Source organism: Pseudomonas sp. MDV22-iso1, assembly GCF_058145095.1.
In genome coordinates, this window is the sequence record NZ_JBYVMF010000007.1 from 127,455 (window position 1) to 146,850 (window position 19,396).

At 60.2% G+C, this 19,396-nt stretch carries 16 protein-coding genes; 7 read left to right on the forward strand and 9 right to left on the reverse strand.

Annotated elements, in window-relative coordinates; genetic code table 11:
* Positions 1 to 52: 52 nt before the first annotated feature.
* The 5 genes from AC3ZVB_RS10930 (at position 53) to AC3ZVB_RS10950 (ending at position 7,815) form a co-directional block, all read left to right on the forward strand.
* On the forward strand, positions 53 to 1,630 hold the full coding sequence (locus AC3ZVB_RS10930; RefSeq protein ID WP_162436556.1) for an ABC transporter ATP-binding protein: 1,578 nt from the start codon (positions 53 to 55) through the stop codon (positions 1,628 to 1,630).
* 145 nt (positions 1,631 to 1,775) lie between these two features.
* Positions 1,776 to 3,191 (forward strand): sigma-54 interaction domain-containing protein, encoded by a 1,416-nt coding sequence (locus tag AC3ZVB_RS10935; protein WP_490146525.1) that lies wholly within the window; start codon positions 1,776 to 1,778, stop codon positions 3,189 to 3,191.
* Positions 3,192 to 3,474: 283 nt separating this feature from the next.
* Entirely contained in the window at positions 3,475 to 4,866 is a 1,392-nt protein-coding gene (locus AC3ZVB_RS10940; protein ID WP_162436558.1) for a GntP family permease, read from the forward strand.
* Positions 4,867 to 4,873: 7 nt separating this feature from the next.
* Complete coding sequence (gene hbdH / locus AC3ZVB_RS10945) at positions 4,874 to 5,647, forward strand: 3-hydroxybutyrate dehydrogenase (RefSeq protein WP_162436559.1); 774 nt, start codon at positions 4,874 to 4,876, stop codon at positions 5,645 to 5,647.
* Between the two features lie 212 nt (positions 5,648 to 5,859).
* Entirely contained in the window at positions 5,860 to 7,815 is a 1,956-nt protein-coding gene (locus AC3ZVB_RS10950; RefSeq protein WP_490146526.1) for an acetoacetate--CoA ligase, read from the forward strand.
* 102 nt (positions 7,816 to 7,917) lie between these two features.
* Here AC3ZVB_RS10950 and AC3ZVB_RS10955 read toward each other — a convergent pair whose 3' ends face one another.
* Positions 7,918 to 9,027, reverse strand: a complete 1,110-nt coding sequence (locus tag AC3ZVB_RS10955) for a PilT/PilU family type 4a pilus ATPase (protein ID WP_490146527.1) — start codon at positions 9,025 to 9,027, stop codon at positions 7,918 to 7,920.
* Positions 9,028 to 9,143: 116 nt separating this feature from the next.
* Between AC3ZVB_RS10955 and AC3ZVB_RS10960 the strand changes: the two genes are divergently transcribed.
* Positions 9,144 to 11,681 carry a PAS domain-containing hybrid sensor histidine kinase/response regulator gene (locus tag AC3ZVB_RS10960; RefSeq protein WP_490146528.1) on the forward strand — a complete coding sequence of 846 codons (2,538 nt, stop codon included), beginning with the start codon at positions 9,144 to 9,146 and terminating at the stop codon, positions 11,679 to 11,681.
* 53 nt (positions 11,682 to 11,734) lie between these two features.
* A complete protein-coding gene (locus tag AC3ZVB_RS10965) occupies positions 11,735 to 12,010 on the forward strand; it encodes a peptidylprolyl isomerase (RefSeq protein ID WP_007898282.1) in 276 nt (91 codons plus the stop codon).
* A 351-nt stretch (positions 12,011 to 12,361) separates the two neighbouring features.
* Here AC3ZVB_RS10965 and AC3ZVB_RS10970 read toward each other — a convergent pair whose 3' ends face one another.
* From AC3ZVB_RS10970 to AC3ZVB_RS11005, 8 genes are all read right to left on the reverse strand, one after another.
* A complete protein-coding gene (locus AC3ZVB_RS10970; protein WP_490146529.1) occupies positions 12,362 to 13,279 on the reverse strand; it encodes a sugar kinase in 918 nt (305 codons plus the stop codon).
* A 153-nt stretch (positions 13,280 to 13,432) separates the two neighbouring features.
* Positions 13,433 to 14,650: an amino acid deaminase gene (locus AC3ZVB_RS10975; RefSeq protein WP_490146530.1), complete on the reverse strand. Its 1,218-nt coding sequence runs from the start codon at positions 14,648 to 14,650 to the stop codon at positions 13,433 to 13,435.
* Between the two features lie 40 nt (positions 14,651 to 14,690).
* Positions 14,691 to 15,455 carry an IclR family transcriptional regulator gene (locus AC3ZVB_RS10980; RefSeq protein WP_490146531.1) on the reverse strand — a complete coding sequence of 255 codons (765 nt, stop codon included), beginning with the start codon at positions 15,453 to 15,455 and terminating at the stop codon, positions 14,691 to 14,693.
* 133 nt (positions 15,456 to 15,588) lie between these two features.
* Positions 15,589 to 15,978 carry a RidA family protein gene (locus tag AC3ZVB_RS10985; protein WP_162436566.1) on the reverse strand — a complete coding sequence of 130 codons (390 nt, stop codon included), beginning with the start codon at positions 15,976 to 15,978 and terminating at the stop codon, positions 15,589 to 15,591.
* A 43-nt stretch (positions 15,979 to 16,021) separates the two neighbouring features.
* Positions 16,022 to 16,828: an amino acid ABC transporter ATP-binding protein gene (locus AC3ZVB_RS10990; protein WP_162436567.1), complete on the reverse strand. Its 807-nt coding sequence runs from the start codon at positions 16,826 to 16,828 to the stop codon at positions 16,022 to 16,024.
* Positions 16,825 to 17,487 carry an amino acid ABC transporter permease gene (locus AC3ZVB_RS10995; protein ID WP_490146532.1) on the reverse strand — a complete coding sequence of 221 codons (663 nt, stop codon included), beginning with the start codon at positions 17,485 to 17,487 and terminating at the stop codon, positions 16,825 to 16,827. The genes AC3ZVB_RS10990 and AC3ZVB_RS10995 overlap by 4 nt, the downstream gene beginning before the upstream one ends.
* Before the next feature lie 8 nt (positions 17,488 to 17,495).
* Positions 17,496 to 18,158, reverse strand: a complete 663-nt coding sequence (locus AC3ZVB_RS11000) for an amino acid ABC transporter permease (RefSeq protein ID WP_162436569.1) — start codon at positions 18,156 to 18,158, stop codon at positions 17,496 to 17,498.
* A gap of 51 nt (positions 18,159 to 18,209) precedes the next feature.
* Positions 18,210 to 19,058: a transporter substrate-binding protein gene (locus AC3ZVB_RS11005; protein WP_162436570.1), complete on the reverse strand. Its 849-nt coding sequence runs from the start codon at positions 19,056 to 19,058 to the stop codon at positions 18,210 to 18,212.
* Between the last annotated feature and the right edge of the window lie 338 nt (positions 19,059 to 19,396).

Sequence of the window (19,396 nt, forward strand, 5' to 3'; positions counted from 1 at the left end):
GCGATCTTGATCCGCGATCTTGAGCTGCGATCTTTAGAGACGAACTGTTGATATGAGTAACCTGATCGAAATCCGTGACCTGAGCGTGGCCTTCAGCGGGCAGACCGTGGTGCGCAATCTGAGCCTGGACATCCTCCCCGGCGAATGCCTGGCGTTGGTGGGTGAGTCGGGCTCCGGCAAATCGGTGACCGCGCATTCGATCCTGCAGCTGCTGCCCGAAACCGGCACTCAGTCCACCGGCAGCATCCGTTATCGCGGCAAGGAACTGCTCGGTGCCTCGTCGAAAGTGCTGCGAGAGCTGCGCGGAAACCGGATCGCGATGATTTTCCAAGAGCCGATGACCTCGCTGAACCCGCTGCACACCATCGAAAAACAGATCGGCGAAACCTTGCTGCTGCACAAAGGCCTCACCGGTAAACCGGCACAGGCGCGAACCCTTGAATTGCTGCACCTGGTGGGTATTCAAAAACCCAAGGAGCGCCTCAAAGCCTACCCGCATCAATTGTCCGGCGGCCAACGCCAGCGGGTGATGATCGCCATGGCCCTGGCCTGTGAACCGGAGCTGTTGATCGCCGATGAGCCGACCACGGCGCTGGACGTCACCGTGCAGCGCAAGATCCTGTTGCTGCTCAAATCGCTACAGCAACGCCTCGGCATGTCGCTGTTGCTGATCAGCCATGACCTTAATCTGGTGCGCAGCATCGCCCAGCGGGTGTGCGTGATGAAGGCCGGCGAAATCGTCGAGCAAGCGCCCTGCGAAACACTGTTTACCGAGCCGAAGCATCCTTACAGCTGCGTGCTGCTGAACGCCGAGCCGGAGGGCGAAGCACTAACTCGGGACGAACGCGAGAATGTGCTGGAAGTGGACAACCTCAGCGTGAAGTTCGCCCTCGCTGGCGGGCTGTTTCAGCGCAAGACCTGGCTGCACGCGGTGGATGGCATCAGCCTGAATATTCAGCGCGGCAAGACCCTGGGTATTGTCGGCGAGTCCGGTTCCGGCAAGTCGACATTGGGCCAGGCGATCCTGCGCCTGCTCGATTCCGAAGGCAGCATTCGCTTTCAGGGCGAAGCGCTGGATGGCCTGACGCAAAAGCAGCTGCGGCCATGGCGCAAGAAAATGCAGGTGGTGTTCCAGGACCCCTATGGCAGCCTGAGCCCGCGCATGTCGGTGGCGCAGATCATCAGCGAAGGCCTCGAAGTGCATAGCCAATTGACGGCTGAGGAGTGCAAGGCCGAGGTGATACGGGCCCTTGAGGAAGTCGGTCTCGATCCGCAAAGTCGCGATCGCTATCCCCACGAGTTCTCGGGCGGTCAACGCCAACGCATCGCCATCGCCCGCGCACTGGTGCTGAAACCGGCGCTGATCCTGCTCGATGAGCCAACCTCGGCACTGGACCGCACGGTGCAAAAACAAGTGGTCGCCCTGCTCCGCCAGCTCCAGGAAAAACACGGGCTGACGTACCTGTTCATCAGCCATGACCTGGCGGTGGTGCGAGCGCTGGCCCATGACATGATCGTGATCAAGGATGGCAAGGTCGTTGAGCGTGGAGCGAGTCATGAGGTGTTTGAATCGCCGCAACATCCCTATACCAAGGAGCTGCTGGCGGCGGCGCATGTCGGGGCGACATGATTCGATGCAGGCTTGAAACCGCGTCGCGCCCATCGCGGGCAAGCTGTCTCCCACAGGGATTTTGCTGGCAACTTAAATCCCCTGTAGGAGTGAGCCAGCTCGCGATGAGGCCCTAACTGGCGAAAATATTCAGGATCAATACCCCATGAACCCCACCGAAAGCCTCAAGGACTACCAACGCGTGCGCCTGCTGGCGATCCGTTCGTTGTTCGAGATCATCGAGCAATCCAGCGAAGGCACGGTCATTGTCGATCGCGACGCCAACATCGTCTGGATGAACGAACGTTATGCCCGCCGGTTTGGCCTGGAATCGGCGCAGGTGGCGATCGGCAAACCGTGCGAAAGCGTGATCCCCGGCAGCCTGTTGCGCGAGGTGGTGCGCTCCGGCCGGCCAATACTGCTCGACATGCAGGACACCCCGAAAGAACCGCTGGTGGTCATGCGCCTGCCGATTCATGACGACACCGGCGAGGTGATCGGCGCCATCGGTTTTGCGCTGTTCGACGAATTGCGCAGCCTGTCGCCGATGCTCAAGCGCTACATGAGCATGCAGGAAGAACTCGCGTCCACGCGTTCGCTGTTGCGGGCCCGGCAAAGCAAGTACAACTTTGCCCATTTCATCGGCACCAGCGCCGCCAGTCTGGAAGTCAAACGCCGCGCCCGACGCAGTGCCAGCGCAGAGTCGCCGGTGTTGCTGCTCGGTGAAACCGGCACGGGCAAAGAGTTGCTCGCGCAGGCCATCCACGGCGCCTCCCCACGGGCGCACAAAGCGTTCGTCAGCATCAACAGCGCGGCGATCCCCGAGGCATTGCTGGAGGCCGAGTTTTTCGGCACAGCGCCCGGCGCGTTTACCGGCGCCGACCGCAAAGGCCGTGTCGGCAAGTTGCAGCTCGCCCAGGGCGGTACGTTGTTTCTCGATGAAATCGGCGACATGCCGCTGCCCCTGCAAAGCAAACTCCTGCGCGTATTGCAGGAAAAGGAATTCGAGCCGGTGGGCTCAAACGAGATGATCCAGAGCGATGTACGCGTGATCGCTGCCACGTCCACGGACCTGGAAGCGGCGATCAAACGTGGTGAATTTCGCGCGGACTTGTATTACCGCCTCAACGTACTGCCCATTCAGGTCCCACCGCTGCGTAATCGCCTCGACGACCTGCCGGCGCTCAGCGAAGCGATCCTCGAAGAACTGCGCAGCCAGCACGAACTCAATGGCGAAGCGCTGGAGCTGTTGGGGCAACACGCCTGGCCGGGGAATATTCGTGAACTGCGCAACGTGTTGGAGCGCGCGGCGTTGCTCAGCGATGACCTGATCCTCGACGCGACAGAAATACGGGCGGCGATTGGCACGTTTACGCCGGTGGAACGCGCGGCGGCGCTTAACCGGGAACCGACTCCCCGAGAGACGTTCAGCGAAGCTCGGGAGCGATCTGATCGGCAAGTGATTGAAGCCGCCCTCGCGCAATGTGGCGGAAAAGTTGTTGAAGCAGCCGCGCAATTGGGGCTGGGGCGGTCGACGCTGTACAAAAAGATGGTGGCGCTGGGGATTGCAGAATCTCTATAACGAGACACCAATCTCCATTGATAGATCAGGCCTCATCGCGGGCGAGCCCGCTCCCACAGGGAACGGCGTTAGCCCAGACAACTGGACCACTGTGGGAGCGGGCTTGCCCGCGATGAGGCCAATGATGGCAATGCATATCTCAAGAAAGAGACAAATAAACAAAAAACCCCACAATAAAAAAGAAATATCGTTATTTATCAACACGTTACAACGATGGCACGAAACTCGCTAACACTCTCCGACCAAGCCTCACCCAAAAAAATAACAATCCAGGAGACACACCATGAGTGTGATCATCGCCTTGGCAGCCCTGGCGCTGCTGATGCTGGCTGCTTACCGTGGCTACAGCGTTATCCTCTTTGCCCCCATTGCCGCCCTCGGCGCCGTGCTGCTCACCGACCCGTCCGCCGTCGCGCCTGCCTTTACGGGCGTGTTCATGGAGAAAATGGTCGGCTTCATCAAACTTTATTTCCCGGTGTTCCTGCTCGGCGCCGTCTTCGGCAAGCTGATCGAGTTGTCAGGCTTCTCGCGCTCCATTGTTGCAGCGGCGATCAGCCTGCTGGGGACGCGCCAGGCGATGCTGGTGATCGTGCTGGTCTGCGCGTTGCTGACCTACGGCGGCGTGTCATTGTTTGTGGTGGTGTTTGCCGTCTACCCGTTCGCGGCGGAGATGTTCCGCCAGAGCAACATTCCCAAACGCCTGATCCCGGCCACCATTGCCCTCGGCGCCTTCTCGTTCACCATGGACGCCCTGCCCGGTACCCCGCAAATCCAGAACATCATCCCCAGCACCTTCTTCAACACCACCGCGTGGGCAGCGCCGTGGCTGGGTGTGATCGGCACGATCTTCGTGTTCTGCACCGGCATGCTGTTTCTGCAGCGCCAGCGCAACAAGGCCCAGCGTGCGGGCGAAGGCTATGGCACGGAACTGCGCAACGAACCGGAAACCGCTGAAGACATCAAGCTGCCCAATCCCTGGATCGCCCTGTCGCCGCTGCTGGCCGTGGGCATCATGAACCTGCTGTTCACCCAGTGGATTCCGCAGTGGTACGGCAAGACCCACAGCCTCGCGCTGCCGGGAATGACCACGCCGGTGACGACCGAAATTGCCAAGCTCACCGCGATCTGGGCGGTTCAGGCCGCGCTGCTGATCGGCATCCTGATGGTGTTGGCGTTCGGCTTTACGGCCATTCGCAGCAAACTGGCCGAAGGCAGCAAGAGCGCGGTCAGTGGTGCATTGCTGGCGGCCATGAACACCGCATCGGAATACGGTTTCGGCGCGGTGATCGCGTCCCTGCCGGGCTTCCTGGTGTTGGCCGACTGGCTCAAGAACATCCCCAATCCATTGGTCAACGAAGCGATTACCGTTACGTTGCTGGCCGGCATCACCGGCTCCGCGTCCGGCGGCATGAGCATCGCCCTGGCGGCGATGTCCGAGCAGTTCATCAGTGCCGCCCACGCCGCCAACATCCCTCTGGAAGTGCTGCACCGGGTGGCCGCCATGGCCAGTGGCGGCATGGACACCCTGCCGCACAACGGCGCGGTGATCACCCTGCTGGCCGTCACCGGCCTGACGCACCGTGAAGCTTACAAAGACATTTTCTGTATTACGCTGATCAAGACCCTGGCGGTTTTTGTGGTGATCGGTACTTTCTACGCCACTGGCATTGTGTGAGGTATTCATGACGACTCTTTCGGGCAAGACCGCACTGGTCACCGGTTCCACCAGCGGCATTGGCCTGGGCATCGCCCTGAGCCTGGCCAAGGCGGGTGCCAACGTGGTTCTCAACGGGTTTGGTGATGCGTCCAAGGTCATCGCAGAGGTACAGCAGTTCGGCAGCAAGGTCGGTCATCATCCCGCCGACGTCAGCGACCCCGCGCAGATTGCCGAGATGTTCGCCTACGCCGAGCGTGAATTCGGCGGCGTCGACATTCTGGTGAATAACGCCGGCATTCAGCACGTGGCGGCGGTGGAAGATTTTCCGGTGGAACGCTGGGACGCAATCATCGCGATCAACCTGTCATCGGTATTCCACAGCACCCGCCTGGGCCTGCCGCACATGCGCGCGCAGAACTGGGGCCGCATCATCAACATCGCCTCGGTGCACGGCCAGGTCGGTTCAACCGGCAAGGCCGCGTACGTTGCCGCCAAGCATGGGGTGATCGGCCTGACCAAAGTCGTCGGCCTGGAAACCGCCACGACCCACGTTACCTGTAACGCCATCTGCCCGGGCTGGGTCCTGACGCCGCTGGTGCAGAAGCAGATCGATGATCGCGCGGCCAAAGGGATCGACCCGCAGCAGGCGCAGCATGATTTGCTGGCCGAAAAGCAGCCTTCTCTGGAGTTCGTTACGCCTTCGCAACTGGGTGAACTGGTGCTGTTCCTGTGCAGCGAAGCGGGCAGCCAGGTGCGTGGCGCGGCCTGGAACATTGATGGCGGCTGGTTGGCGCAGTAACCCCGCCCAGTTCAGTGGCAAAGGCGCTTTTGTGGCGAGGGAGTTTACTCCCGCTGGGTGGCGCAGCCGCCCAAAAAAATGGTCGCGACACCTGTTTTTACGACTGCTGCGCAGCCGAGCGGGAGTAAACTCCCTCGCCACACGAAGCGTCTTTAGCTGCGCAGTAAACGTCAGCCACTGCCTGAACAGACATAAGAACAAGAGGCCAAGCCATGTCCGACATCCTCTGGCAACCCGACGCCAAGCGCATCGCCAAGACTCGCATGGAGGCCTTTCGGCGCTTCATCGCGCAACGACACCACCTGCACATCGACGACTACCCCGCCCTGCATCAATGGTCCATCGATCAGCGGGAAGGTTTCTGGCAAGCCATCGTCGACTTTTTCGACATCCGCTTTCACGACCAGCCCGACGCGGTACTGCAGGAAGGCCCACAGATGCCCAGCGCTCAGTGGTTTCCGGGCGCCACTTTGAATTTTGCCGATCACCTGCTGCGCCGCCGCGACGACGCGGTAGCGGTGATCGCCATTGCTGAAAACGGCCAGCGCGAACAGCTGACCTGGGCCGAACTGGCCGAACACGTCGCAGGTTTTCAGAACAGCCTTAAGGCTGCCGGTGTCGGCGTCGGTGACCGGGTAGCCGCGTGCATGCCGAATACCTGGCAAACCCTGGTGGCGATGCTCGGTACGACCAGCCTGGGCGCCATCTGGTCCTGCTCATCGCCGGATTTCGGCACCCAAGGGGTGATCGACCGTTTTGGTCAGATCGAACCGAAAGTCCTGGTGACCTGCGCCGGTTACCGCTATGCCGGCAAAGAAATCGACCAGACCGCCAAGATCAACGAAGTCATCGAACGACTGCCGTCCCTGCAGGAATTGATCGTTGTGCCTTATGCGCGATCACAGGCCCATGCCAGGGATTTCCACACCCCCGCCAATGTCACCCTGTGGGACGATTTTTATGAAGCCGGCGGCGAGCCGGATTTCGTCCCAGTGCCCTTCGCGCACCCGCTGTACATCCTCTACTCCAGTGGCACCACCGGCGTGCCCAAATGCATCATCCACAGCACCGGTGGCGTGCTGCTGCAACACGTCAAGGAACACGGGTTGCACGCCGATCTCGGCGCCGGTGACCGACTGTTCTACTACACCACCTGCGGCTGGATGATGTGGAACTGGCTGGTCTCGGCCCTGGCGGTCGGCAGCGCAGTGGTGCTGTATGACGGCTCGCCGTTTCACCCGGAGCCCGAGCGTTTGATCGACATGATCGATGACGAGCGCATCAGCGTGTTCGGCACCAGCCCGAAGTTTCTCGCGACCCTGGAAAACAGTGGCATCAAACCCCGGCAAACCCATGACCTGAACAGCCTGAAAACCCTGCTCTGCACGGGCTCCGCGCTGTCGCCCCAGAGCTACGACTTCGTCTACCGCGACATCAAGCCAGACCTGTGCCTGGCCTCGATGTCAGGCGGCACCGACATCGTTTCGTGTTTCGTCATCGGCAATCCGCTGCTGCCGGTTCGCCGTGGCGAAATGCAGGGCAAGAGCCTGGGCATGGCCATCGAAGTCTGGAACGACGACGGCCAACCGGTCATTGGCGATAAAGGCGAACTGGTCTGCACGCGACACTTCCCGGCGATGCCCATCGGGTTGTGGAATGACCCTGACGGCGAAAAACTCCGGGCGTCGTACTTCACCCAGTTCCCCGGCGTCTGGGCCCAGGGTGATTACGCCGAAGAACTGCACCACGGCGGGATGATGATTCACGGACGCTCGGACGCCGTGCTCAACCCCGGCGGCGTGCGCATCGGTACGGCGGAGATCTATCGTCAGGTGGAGAAAGTCACGCAGGTCATCGACAGCGTGGCCATTGGTCAGCAATGGCAGGACGATGTGCGTGTGGTGCTGTTCGTGAAACTGTGTGACGGCGTCGAACTGGACGAATGGCTTGAGCAGCAGATTCGCCAGGTCATTCGCGCCAACACCACACCCCGGCATGTGCCGGCAAAGATTCTCGCGGTTACGGACATCCCCCGAACCATCAGCGGCAAAGTGGTCGAGCTGGCCGTGAGGAATGTGGTGCATGGGCAGAAGGTGAAAAACACCGACGCACTGGCCAATCCCGAGGCACTGGAACAATTTCGCAACCGCGCTGAACTCCAGAGCTGAAAAAATACCCCCTGTAGGAGCTGCCGCAGGCTGCGATCTTTTGATCTTAAAAAACAGATCAAAAGATCGCAGCCTGCGGCAGCTCCTACAGGGGGATATGTATCAGTCCATCAGTCCCCATTCGCCTGTGACTGGCGGTGAGCCGGGCGACGCCTCACTGTGCAACTTGAGGCGTAAGCGCAAATTATTCACCGAATCCGCATGTTTCAACGCTTGCGCTTCATCAATCGCTCCCTCGGCGACCAACGCGAACAGCGCGCCATCAAAGGTCTGCATGCCCACGTTCGCTGACTTCTCCATGATCCCCTTGAGCTCATCAAACTCATGGCGCCGTATCAAATCCGCAATCGTCGGCGTGCCCAGCATCACCTCCACCGCCGCCCGGCGCTGACCATCGCGGGTGCGTACCAGACGCTGCGAAACGAACGCCTTGAGGTTATTGCCCAGGTCGTGCAGCAGTTGGGTTCGGCGTTCGTCGGGGAAGAAGTTGATGATGCGATCCAGCGCCTGATTGGCGTTGTGCGCGTGCAACGTGGAAATCACCAGATGGCCGGTATCAGCAAACGCCAGCGCATGCTCCATGGTCTCGCGGTCGCGAATTTCGCCGATCAACACCACGTCCGGCGCCTGGCGCAGAGTGTTTTTCAACGCGGCATGAAAACTGCGCGTATCGACGCCCACCTCACGCTGATTGATGATCGACCGCTTGTGCCGATGGATGTATTCGACCGGGTCTTCAATGGTGATGATATGGCCACTGCTGTGGCGGTTGCGGTAGTCGATCAACGCCGCGAGCGAGGTCGACTTGCCACAGTCGGTCGCACCGACGAACAGCATCAGGCCTTGTTTCAGCATCACTGTTTCGAGCAGCACCGGCGGCAGTTTAAGGTCTTCGAAACGTGGAATGTCGAGCTTGATGTTACGCGCCACAATGGACACATCGTTGCGCTGCTTGAAAATGTTGACCCGAAAGCGCCCGATACCCGGCAAGGAAATCGCCAGGTTCATCTCCAATTCCCGATCGAACTCCAGGCGTTGCTCGGCGTCCATGATGGAGGCGGCAATGGCCGCGACTTCCCCCGGTTTGAATGGCTGGTCGGTCAGGACTTTGAGCGTCCCATCAAACCGGGCGCTCGGTGGCGCGCCAGTGGACAGATAAAGGTCGGAACCATTCTGTTGAGCCAATAGCGTTAACAGTGCATCGATTTCCATGGCACATTGCACCCGCGAAGCAATCGAGTAAAAAAAATGACCTCAATCGGGTCATCCAGCGTCTACCGCCTAGGATAGTAGACGCCGCCTCAGCGACTTTAGTGCAGGATTTTTTGATGAACGCATCACCCATCGGCAGCGATGCCCAGGCTTTGATTGCCCGAATGGACTGGACCCGCAGCCCGCTGGGCCCCGCCAGCACCTGGCCGCAGAGCCTGAGAACCGCCGTGGACATCGTGATTCACTCGCCGATGCCCATGCTGCTGTTGTGGGGATCGCAGTTGACGCAGATCTACAACGACGGCTTTGCCTTGTTGGCCGGTGACAAGCACCCACAGGGTTTCGGACAGCCTACCCACCAGATATGGCCAGAACTTAGAGATTTTACCGACCCGATTTACAGCGCCGTCCTACAAGGACAAGTGCGCACCTACAGCGAGCAGCGCTTCACGTTGCAGCGTGGCGACGGTGAATCCGAATTCTGGCTGGATCTGACCTACAGCCCCATTCGCGATGAAAACGCCCAGGTCGCCGGCATTCTGATCACCGCCATTGAAACCAACGAACGCCGGCGCATCGCCCTGGAACTCGAACAACGTTCCGCCGCCAGCCTCAAAGCCCAGCGCGAAACCGAGGAACGCCTGCAGCTTGCCCTCGCGGCGACCGATGCGGTAGGTACCTGGGACTGGAACATCAATGACGACCAATTCATCGCCGACACCCACTTTGCTCAACTACACGGCGTCGACCCGCTACTCGCCAGCCAGTTGCCGATCAGCGCGTACCTTCAGGGCGTGCATCCCGAAGACCGCGCCATGGTCACTCGCAGCATCAAGCACGCCATCACCCACGGCACTGAATACACCGAGGAATATCGCCTGCTGCAGCCTGACGGCCAGGTGCGCTGGGTGTTCGCCCGCGGGCGTTGCTACAAGGACCATCATGGCCGACCGATCCGCTTCCTGGGTGCCGCACTCGACCTGACCGAACGCAAACACACCGAACAGGCGCTGCGCCAGAGCCAGACCGAACTGCAGCTGATCATCAACGCGATGCCGATCCTGATCAGTTACGTCGACAGCGAAGAGCGCTTCCGCCTCAATAACGCCGCCTACCTCGACTGGTACGGTCGCACGCCTCAGGAACTGTACGGCCGCACCATCCGCGAAGTGATAGGGGACGAAGCCTACGCCCTGCGCGCCAAGCACATCGCCAAGGCGTTGAACGGCAAGACCTGTCGCTTCAGCATCAAGACCCGACACCGCGACGGCAGCAGCCGCCACGCGTTGATGAACTACCTGCCGCGTCACGGGCCGGACGGCGCCGTGAATGGCTTCTATATTTTCGTGATCGATGAAACCGAGCGTAAAAAGACCGAAGACGCGCTGCTCAACCTCAACGAAACCCTGGAAGAACGTGTCGCCGCGCGAACCCAGCAGCTTGCGGAAGCCAACGAGCGGCTGCAAAACGAGATGATCGAACGTGAACGCGCCGAGGACGCCTTGCGCCATGCGCAGAAGATGGAAGCAGTCGGCCAGCTCACCGGTGGCATTGCCCATGACTTCAACAACATGCTCACCGGCATCATCGGTAGCCTCGACCTGATGCAGCGCTACATCGCAGATGGACGCGCCGCCGAGATCGGCCGTTTTACCGAAGCTGCCGTGTCCTCCGCCAACCGCGCCGCCGCCCTGACCCATCGTCTGCTGGCGTTTTCCCGACGGCAGTCGCTGGACCGCAAGCCGTTGAACGCCAACGACCTGATCCACTCCCTGGAAGACCTGCTCAGCCGTACCAAGGGCGACCATATCGAGCTGAGACTGCGACTGGTCGACAACGTGTGGCCCGTCAGCACCGACGTCAGCCAGCTGGAAAATGCCCTGCTCAACCTGGTGATCAACGCACGGGACGCGATGCCCGACGGCGGTGAGCTGCTGATTGAAACCGCTAACGTTTACCTCGACGACAGCGACATCATCACCCTGGAACCGGTCAAGGCCGGTGACTACTTGATGATTGCCGTCAGTGATAACGGCACTGGCATGACGCCGTCCATTCTGGCGAAAGCGTTCGATCCGTTCTTCACCACCAAACCCATCGGTCAGGGCACGGGACTCGGGTTGTCGATGATCTATGGGTTTGCCCAGCAGTCCGGCGGCCATGTCCACCTCGACAGCGTGCCCGATCAGGGCACCTGTGTACGCCTGTACTTGCCGCGTTTGCGAGTCACCGCGCCGGAAAACACGTTGCTACCCTTCACAGGCGAGGCCCCGGCGGCCATTGCTGGCGAAACCGTGGTGCTGGTCGAAGACGACCCGGCGGTGCGAATGCTGGTGCTCGACCTGCTCCGGGAGCTGGGTTATCACATCCATGAAGCGGAAAATGCGAAAGCTGCCCTGCCGCTGCTGGAGTCCGATTTACGCGTGGATCTGCTGGTGACCGACGTGGGGTTGCCGGGCATGAATGGTCGGCAACTGGCGGAAATCGCGCGCCAGCACCGGCCCGATCTTAAAGTGCTGTTCATGACCGGTTATGCGGAGAAAGCCGCCGAGCGCCAAGGCTTCCTTGAGCAAGGGATGGACATGGTGGCCAAGCCTTTTTCCATTGACCTGCTGGCCAGCAAGATTCGCACGATGATCGGCCAACACGAGTGAGTTAAGGCATAATCGCCGCCCCGCTGTCAGCACCGTTGCAAGGTACCTGCCCCATGAAAGCTCAAGCCCGCCATATTCTGGTGAAAACCTCGGAAGAAGCCGAGCAGCTCAAACAACGCATCGCCAAGGGTGAAGCGTTTGATGTGCTGGCCAAGAAGTACTCCACCTGCCCGTCCGGCAAGCGCGGCGGCGACCTGGGTGAAGTGCGGCCCGGGCAGATGGTCGGGGTGATCGATGCGGTGATCTTCAAAAAGCCGTTGCGGGTGGTGCATGGGCCGATCAAGAGCAAATTCGGGTATCACCTGGTGCAGGTGTTTTATCGGGATTGACGGGTTGGCTTAAGGGCCCCATCGCCAGCAGGCTGGCTCCCACAATGGATTTTCAGTGCCCACAAACCCTGGGGAAGCCAGCTCACAGTGGATCTTCAGTGCCCGCACACCAATGTGGGAGTCAGCTCCTACAATGCATCTTCAGTGCCCACACCCCCTTGTGGGAGCCAGCTCCTACAATGCATCTTCAGTACCCACACACCAATGTGGGAGTCAGCTCCTACAATGCATCTTCAGTGCCCACACACCAATGTGGGAGTCAGCTCCTACAATGCATCTTCAGTGCCCACACCCCCTTGTGGGAGCCAGCCTGCTGGCGATCCGTTGGCGCAGCCAGCGGCCATCCTCCACTTACCTGGGAATCAACGCCCCCGGCACCTGAATCACCCGACTCGCCAAATGATGCCCGGCCTCCGCGGCTTCCTCCGGGCTGCCGCCCTTGAGCCGGCTCGCCAGATACGCAGCACTGAATGAATCCCCCGCAGCCGTGGTGTCCACCACCCGTTCGACCCTCTGCGCCAGCACTTCAAACGACTCCCCACCACAGCGAATCAAACACGCTTCGGCGCCACGCTTGAGCACGATCTCGGGTGTTCCGATCTGCTCATAGGCAGCAAACACCGCCTCGCAATCGGAAAACTGAAACAGTGCCTGCTCGTCATCGACGGTCAGCAACGCCAGGTCCACGTGCGGCAACACGCTGCGATAGGCCGCCCGCGCCTCGTCCACCGAAGTCCACAATCGCGGTCGATAGTTGTTGTCGAAGACAATCCGAGCGCCCCGCTGTCGGGCTTCGATCAGCGTTTCCAGCAACTTTTCCCGGCCTTGCGCGCCAAGCACCGCCAAGGTGATACCGCTGAAATACAGCACGTCATAACCCGGCAACGCCGCGAGGATCGGTGCGGCTGCCGGGGTGGTGAAGCAATCGCGGACGGCGGCTTCGTTGCGCCAGTAGAGAAAGCGCCGCTCGCCTGCGGCATCCGTCTGGATGCAGTAAAGGCCGGGCAAGCGACCGGGCAAGCGCTGGACCATGCCCAGACCGATGTTTTCGTCGGTCCAGGTGCGGCACATGGCGTCGCTGAAACTGTCATCGCCCAGGGCGGTGACGTAATCCACCGAACCGCCTGCACCAAGTGCCCGGGACAGGTAAACCGCCATGTTCAAGGTGTCGCCGCCAAAGCTTTGCTGCAGGCTGCCGTCGGCGCGTTGTTGCAGTTCGATCATGCATTCGCCGATCAGGGCGATGCGTGGGGTGTTGGGGGTGGTCATTGTTGTTCTCTGATGATTCGAGGGTGTCCGGCTGGACGCCATCGGGAGCAGGCTCCCTCCCACAGGGATTCGTGTCGTACACAAATGTTGTGGTCACTGAAGATCACTGTGTGAGTGAGCCTGCTCGCGATGGCCGCACCTCGGTTTCAAACCTTAAAAACAGGTTTCCATGGTCTCGATGACATTCAACTGCTCATCCACCAGGCACCCCACACGCCACTTGTCGAACGTCAGGCAAGGATGCGAAGTACCGAAGGAAATGATGTCACCCACCCGCAAATCGACCCCCGGCGCCACGGTCATGAACGCATGCTGGTCCATCACGGCCGTCACCTTGCAGGCACCCACATCGTCGCCCACGGCTGGCACGACACCGGCCTTGTAACGCAGCAATGGCACGGGTAAGCCGGCGTCATAAGCCACGTCGCGTTTGCCCAGGGCAATCACCGCAAACCCTGGCTCAGGCAACGATTGAACATGCGCCCAGATTTCCAGCGCCGGACGCAGTCCTTCATGCAGATCACTGCGCCGGTCGAGCACGCAGCATTGCGCTTCTTTGTAGATGCCATGGTCATGCGCCACGTAGCTACCGGGACGCAGAACGCTGAGGAAGCGTCCGCCGGCATTCTGTGCTTCGAAGGATTCGGCGATCAGGTCATACCAGGCCGAGCCCGATGCGGTAATGATCGGTTTGGCAATGGCGAAGGCGCCGCTGTTCTGCAACTGCACCGCCAGCCGCACGAGTGAAGCGGCAAACTCGCGGATACCCGTCACCGCGTGATCGCCATGAATCACCCCTTCGTAACCCTCGATGCCGGTCAGCGCCAGGGACGGTTGCGCCGCGATGGCTTTGGCCAGTGCGACCACTTCCTCTTCCGTACGGCAACCGCACCGCCCGCCGACCACGCCGTACTCGATCATCACGTTCAACCGCACTCCGCGCGAAGCGAAGTACGCCCCCAGGTCGGCGACGTTATCCGGGTGATCGACCATGCAATGGAATTCAAAACCCGAGTCCGCCAGCAGGTCGGCAATCAGCGCCATGTTCGGCGTGCCCACCAGTTGGTTCGCCATCAACACCCGACGCACGCCATGGGCATACGCCGCACGGGTTTGCGTGGCGCTGGCCAGGGTGATGCCCCAGGCGCCGGCGTCCAGTTGGCGGCGAAACAGTGCCGGCGTCATGCTGGTTTTACCGTGGGGCGCGAGCTCGGCGCCGCTGTCGCTGACGAAGGCCTGCATCCAGCGGATGTTGTGCTCCAGGGCTTCACGGTGCAGTACCAGGGCCGGCAGGCTGACGTCGCGTACCAGGTTGGCGCCGGTATGGGCGAAGCCCTTTTCGACGGCGGCAGTACGTTGGGCAATAGACATGGTCGAACTCCTTACTTTTCGCGGCTGCTGGCAGTCGCTGTTATTCGTTGATGCGACGGGCCAGGCTGTTGGCGCTGTCGATCAGCACCTGGCGATAGTCGTTGTAATTGTTTTTGGCATCGGCTCGGGGAGCGACGATGCACAGGGTCGCGATTGCCACGCCACTGGGGTCTTTGACCGGGGCGGCGAAGCAATGGGTAAAGGTGTCGGCAACGCTGTCGAAAGAGAAAAAACCGTCGATGTCGGCCTGACGAATTTCCTTGAGAAACTGCTCCAGTGGCAGGCGTTCGCCGTCGGGCAGGATGAAGTCGTCATAGTCGATCAGGTCGACGATTTCCTGATCGCTCAGGTGCGCCAACAGCAGTCGCCCGGACGCGGTCCACGGGATCGGCGCGTTCTCTCCGATATCGGAGGAAATCCGGAAATGCCGTTCGCCCTCCTTCATCAAGGCAACCGTGTACTTACGCCCGTTAAGCAGGCACATCTGCGCAGTTTCACGGGTCTGGGTGACGATTTCCTGCAAGGCGTGATCGGCTTCGCGGGTCAGGTCGAAATGACGCAGGTGCGCCTGCCCGAGGAAGTACAGCTGACGGCCCAGGTACACGTGACCGTCCTTGCCAACGAGCTCGAGGATCCGCCGTTCGAGCAAGGATGCCACCAGTTCGTAGACCGTGGATTTAGGGCTGCCGATACCGCTGGCGATCTCGTTCGGACGCAGGGGTTTGCCGATTTCCTTGAGGAAATCGAGGATATCGAACGCCCGATCCAGACCGCGAGCCCGGCGTTTGATGGTGTCTTCGGTCATGTCAGTGATTCCCATACAAATTCGCCCTGTAGGAGCTGCCGCAGGCTGCGATCTTTCGATCTTGCTTCTGGGGTAGCTGCAAAAACGCCAAAAGATCGCAGCCTTCGGCAGCTCCTACAAGAGCGATCGCGGTTCAGGCCTTTTTCTTGTACGCGATGCAGTCGATCTCGACCTTGCAATCGACCATCATGTTCGCCTGCACACAGGCCCGGGCCGGGGCATGCTCGGGCTTGAAGTACTCGGAGAAGACCTTGTTGAAACTCGTGAAATCCCGCGGGTCCTCCAGCCATACGCCGGCACGCACCACGTCCTCCAGGCCATAACCGGCCTCTTCGAGAATTGCGATCAGGTTCTTCATCGTCTGGTGGGTCTGCTCGACAATGCCGCCCGACATGATCTCACCGTCCACCGCCGGCACCTGCCCCGAAACGTGCAGCCAGCCATCGGCTTCAACGGCGCGGGCGAAAGGGCGAGGCTGACCGCCAGCGGCGGTGCTACCGGTGCCGTAACGAGTAATGCTCATGAGTGTTTCTCCTGATTTGAAAGTGAAGATGTTTGGGTAAACATCAAAAACGCGTGTTCTTGAGAAATTCCGCCAGTCGCGGCGATTGCGGGCGTTCGAACAATTCCTTGGGCGGCCCCTGCTCTTCGATTCGCCCCTGATTCATGAAAACGATCTTGTCCGACACCTCGAACGCAAAGCGCATTTCGTGGGTCACCAGCAGCATGGTCATGCCTTCATCGGCCAGCCCCTTGATCACGTTCAACACTTCGCCCACCAGCTCCGGGTCGAGGGCCGAGGTGACTTCGTCGAACAGCATCAGGCTCGGGTTCATCGCAATCGCCCGGGCAATCGCGACGCGCTGCTGCTGGCCGCCGGACAGTTGACCGGGAAAGTGGTCGCGACGCTCCAGCAGGCCGACCCGCTCCAGCCATTTCTCCGCCAGGGCCACCGCTTCATCCTTGTGCAGCTTCTTGACCTTGAGCAAACCGAGGGTGACGTTCTGCAGCGCGGTGAGGTGCGGAAAAAGGTTGAACTGCTGGAACGCCATCCCGGTCATCGCCCGATGCCGCGCGATGGTTTTTTCCGGGTGCCGCACGCGCTTGCCGTTGACCTCGTCATAACCGATGGACTCACCGTCGAGCACGATCTGCCCACCCTGGAATTCTTCGAGCATGTTCACGCAGCGCAGCAGTGTGGTCTTGCCCGAGCCACTGGAGCCGATCAGCGTCACGACGTTGCCACGCTGCATGCTCAGGTCGACGCCCTTGAGCACTTCGAGCTTGCCGTATTGCTTATGCAGCCCACGAATATCCAGCAGTGGCTGACCGCTCTGAGGATTGACGTTGTTTGCGTTTGAGATCTGAGTCATGGCAAGGCCACCCGCTTTTCAATGTGCCGGCCGAGTAACTCGATGCCGTAGTTGATGACGAAAAACAGAAATCCGGCGAACAGATAAAACTCCAGGGTCATGAACGTGCGAGCGATGATCTGCTGCGTACTGAGCAGCAATTCCGCCACGCCGATCACCGATAACAGGGTCGAGGCCTTGACGATTTCGGTGGAAGAATTGACCCAGGTCGGCAGGATCTGCCGCAACGCCTGAGGCAACAGCACATACCCGAGGGATTGGTAAAACGTCAGGCCAATGGCCTTGCTCGCTTCCATCTGCCCGCTCGGCAACGCTTGCAGCGCACCGCGCACGATCTCGGCGACATGTGAACCACAAAACAGCGTCAGCCCCAGGGCTCCGGCCTGAAACGCACTGATTTGCCAGCCCAGCGCCGGCGCCATATAGAAGCAGGCCAGGACCAGCACAAACACCGGTGTACCGCGAATGATGTCGACGTAAAAACGGAACGGTGCACGCATCCAGAACTTGCCGTAAGTCAGCACCAACCCCGTGACGATGCCGACCAGCGTGCCCAACAGAATGGCCAGCGCCGAGACCTGCACACTGGTCAGAAAGCCCTGCCACAGGACTTCCCGCGCCACCCATAACTCATGCAACCAACTGGGAGATTCGTACATGGGGCCTCCTATCGGCGAATCGCCAGACGCTGCTCGAGGTAACGCAGCATCATGGCAATGAGGTAACAGGCCGCGACATAGAGCGCAGTGGTGACCATCCAGGTTTCAATCACCCGGTAGCTCTCGACATTGATCTTGCGCGCGTAATAGGTCAGCTCCGGCACCGCAATCGCGGCCGCCAGCGAGGTGTCCTTGAACAGCGAAATGAAGTTGTTCGACAGGGCTGGCAGCACATTGCGCAGCATCACCGGCACGGTGACGTAGGCCTTGACCTGCCACTCGCCCAAACCGATCGCCAACCCCGCTTCGCGCTGGCCCTTGGGAATGCTCAACAGTCCGCCACGGAACACTTCGGTCAGGTAGGCCCCGGCATACAACGACAGGGTGATGATGAACGACGGAATCTTGTCCAGACGAATGCCCAGGCTTGGCAACGCGAAATAGATCAACAAAATCAACACCAGAATCGGCGTATTGCGGATCACCGTCACATACACCGACGCCATCACCCGCAGCGCCCGGTGCCTGGACAGCAAGGCAAACGCCATCATCAGACCGATCACACAACCGATGGCGATCGACACCAGCGCCAGCTCAAGCCCCAGACCGAGCCCTGCCAGCAAGGTGTCGAAATCGCGCCACACGGCGGCAAAGTTCAACTGATAGTTCATGGTCAGCAGTACCTTGAGCGGGGCGCTGTTGGGCACCCCACTCTCACGGGGTCATTTGAATTCGACGGGGAAACCGATGGCTGGGGTAGGCAGATCCACACCGAACCACTGCTTGAACGACGCCGCGTAAGCCGGGAACTCAACGCCAGTCATGGCTTCATGCAAGGTGGTGTTAACGAAGTTCAGCCAGTCCTGATCGCCACGTTTGACCGCACAGGCGTAGGTTTGCGGGCTCCAGGCGTAGGCCGGGCTGCGATAGCGACCCTGGTTTTGCACCATCAGGTATTTAACCGACGATTGATCGGTCGCCGCCGCGTCGGCACGGCCGGAGTTCACCGCCTGGTACATCAGGTCCACGCTGTCGTACTGGTCGACCTTGGCCTTGGGTAACGCCTGATGCACCAACTCTTCGGCGTACACGTTCTGCAGCACCGCCACCGTCACACTGTCGCCCGCGGCATTCAGGTCTTCGATTTCCTTGTACTTGCTGTTGGCCGGCAGCAACAGCCCCACACCTTCGCGGTAGTACGGCAGGGTGAACGCCACCTGCTGGGCACGGCTGGCGGTGACGGTAATGAACTGGCAACTGATGTCGACCTTGTCGGTCAGCAGATTGGGAATCCGCGCATCGGACGATTGCACTACGTACTCAACCTTGCTCGGGTCGTTAAACAGCCCCTTGGCGATCATGTGCCCGATGTCGATATCGAAACCCTGCAATTTGCCATCCGCTCCCTGGAAGTGCCACGGCGCATTGGTACTGCCCGTACCCACAATGAGCTTTCCGCGGGCCAGCACGCTATCGAGCTTACCGTCCGCCGCCTGGGCCACACCCACGGCAGCAGCCGAAGCTACAAACAGAAAAACACACGCTTTAAACAAGGAAGGTCGGCGATGCATGGCAAGCACTCCAGGGTGTTGTTTATTCCGCTATAGCGGATAGTGGTTTGTAACAGCGGAATAGACAGCAGAAAGTGTGCCACAGGTTGTGACGGGAATGTTGAGGAGAATGGAAAGTGTTTTGAATCAGAGGGATGCAAGAAAACGCGAAAACCGGTGTTACGAAAGGCACAGGGCACAAGCGCTACCGTTAGCTACGGCAGGCGGGTATGAGGTTCACAATCGGTGCGCCGATGCCCATGTGTGCGACATGGGCTGAGTTTTCAGCTCTCGGGGAGATTGCCATCGCGAGCAGGCTCACTCCTACAAGAGACCGAGCCGCATTGGCGAGTGCAGTC